This is a genomic window from Rheinheimera baltica DSM 14885, assembly GCF_000425345.1.
In the GTDB taxonomy this organism is placed as follows: Bacteria; Pseudomonadota; Gammaproteobacteria; order Enterobacterales; family Alteromonadaceae; genus Alishewanella; species Alishewanella baltica.
The window spans coordinates 1-2403 of sequence record NZ_AUDG01000110.1; the positions used below are offsets into that span (position 1 = coordinate 1).

The 2403-nt window shown below is 46.9% G+C and carries 2 protein-coding genes; one reads left to right on the plus strand and one right to left on the minus strand.

Going from position 1 to position 2403, the window contains the following annotated elements; all coding sequences use genetic code 11:
• Positions 1-131: 131 nt before the first annotated feature.
• Positions 132-1730, minus strand: a complete 1599-nt coding sequence (locus H595_RS0119440; RefSeq protein ID WP_027672633.1) for an AbgT family transporter — start codon at positions 1728-1730, stop codon at positions 132-134.
• Positions 1731-2077: 347 nt separating this feature from the next.
• Between H595_RS0119440 and H595_RS0119445 the strand changes: the two genes are divergently transcribed.
• The gene (locus H595_RS0119445; RefSeq protein WP_027672634.1) at positions 2078-2320 is read left to right on the plus strand and encodes an SDR family NAD(P)-dependent oxidoreductase; all 243 of its coding nucleotides are present in this window, start codon (positions 2078-2080) and stop codon (positions 2318-2320) included.
• The last annotated feature ends 83 nt before the right edge of the window (positions 2321-2403 follow it).

Genomic DNA, 2403 nt, shown 5'->3' on the forward strand with positions numbered 1-2403 from the left:
GAGAACGCAGTTATCCAAGGACGCTAAAGGTATCGAAAAATCGCTACCCGGTGGCCAAAAGTAAAAATGCCGCTCACCTTAAGTGAACGGCATTAGCACCTAAGTGCGGTTTTTTATTACTCTGAACGGCATTATCCAGCAAACTGATAATAGGTTGGTGAACCCGGACCAACCGGTAACTGCAACACAAACACCCAAACATAAAATAGCAGGGTCCAACCGACAAAAAACACCAGCGTATACGGTAGCATTGTCGCAATTAACGTACCGATACCTAAATCCTTTTTATAGCGCGATGCCACTGCCAATATTAAGCCAAAATAACTCATCATCGGCGTAATAAGGTTAGTAACTGAATCACCAATACGATACGCCGCCTGTATTACCTCGGGCGAGTAGCCAACTATCATTAGCATGGGCACAAAAATAGGCGCAAAAATAGCCCATTGCGCTGACGCTGAGCCCAGTGACAAATTCACCAAAGCACACATGCCGATAAAGAAGAAGAATAAACCCGGCCCGGTTAAGCCAATATCCTGCAATAACGTCGCGCCGTTTACCGCCAAAATTGAGCCTAGATTAGACCAACCAAAAAAGGCGACAAACTGGGCAGCAAAGAATACCAACACAATGTACAAGCCCATAGAGCTAATGCTTTTGGCCATGGCGTTAATCACATCACGGTCGGTTTTCATCGTGCCGACACAGCGGCCATAAATGTAACCCGGTATAGCAAAGGTGATTAAAATGAACACCACTATACCTTTTAAAAACGGAGAGCCTGCCACTAAGCCTGTTTCCGGGTGGCGTAATGGCCCCCACTCTGGTACTACACTGATTGCTAACAATATACCCAGCGCCAAAAATGCCAGCCCGGCGGCTTTTAAACCGCGTTTTTCTTCTGTGCTAAGCTTTTCCAGTTCAGGCTTGCCTAAATCAATCGCGGCTTCGCTTACATCGTATTTACCCAATTTAGGCTCTACTATTTTCTCGGTAACAAAAGCGCCTAAGCCGGCAATAAAAAACGTACTGACAATCATAAAAAACCAGTTTGCTTCCGGCCCAACGGTATAATTCGGATCAATCAAATTTGCTGCAGATTGGGTAAAGCCGGCCAACAGCGGATCAACGGTACCGATAAACAAATTAGCACTATAACCACCAGACACACCGGCAAACGCTGCAGCCAAGCCAGCCAAAGGATGGCGCCCAAGAGAGTGAAAAATAACTGCAGCCATTGGTATTAATACCACATAGCCCAGTTCTGACGCCGTGTTAGAAATAATACCGGCAAACACGATGGTAACCGTAACCATGCGCTTCGAGGCGCCCATAACCAACCCGCGCATCGCGGCAGAAATTAACCCGGAATGCTCAGCAATACTCACGCCCAGCAGTGCTACCAGCACCACGCCCAGCGGCGGAAAACTGGTAAAGTTGGTTACCAGGTTAGACACTATGCGCTGCAAGCCATCAACACTGACTAAATTAACAACGCGGATTACGCCATCTGCTGCTCGCCCGGCAGTGCCTTCTGGCCTGGGATCTATTGCACTTACATCAAAGTAAGCCGCTATACCGCTACCTAACACCACTGCCAAGGCAAAGCAGGCGAATAAGGTAACAGGATGAGGTAGTAAATTACCGAGAAACTCGACGGTATCAAGAAAACGGGTAAACCAGCCGCGTTTGCCGCTGCTCACCGCTGATCTATTGTCAGACGCTGACATGGAATATCCTCTGTGTAGACCTTGTTATACGCAACCGCCTTTAACCGCCTCAGGAAAACGAGCATTTATACCCAACAATTACCAAATACCTAGTTAAAACCCTGAAAGCGTATTCTTTTTACAAAAAAACAGGCTGCTGCGAACGAATTATTTTTATTGTTAAGGCGAAAATGTACCACAAGCACTGGGAGTAGAAAACCATAAGCCAGATTTTTCGAGCCTTAGTTATGGCATTTAAGTCAAACACAGCATTCATTGAAAAATGCCGACATAGCACTAAAGTACCGTTGCAGCGAAGCGTTCTGGCTTCTAGCATGATTACAAGCAACTTACTTTGGAGACACACTATGCAGGTTCTTGTTACCGGTGCTACCGGCGGTATCGGTTTTGCTATTGCCAGCCATTTTGCCGCTTTGGGCCATAATGTGGTGCTCGCAGATCTGCAACAAGACGCTATTAACAGCAAGGTGGCGCTACTTATTGCGCAAGGCTTTAGTGCCAGCGGCCTGGTGTTAGATGTTACCAACGCTGAATCCATTGCCAGTGCCGCTGAGCAATATCAAATTGATATTTTGGTTAAATCGTGGTAGAACGACCCATTACTGAGCCGCCCCCACACAGATCCGGACGTGCGGAATTACCGCATCCGGCTCTTCAGTTATATATTCACTCG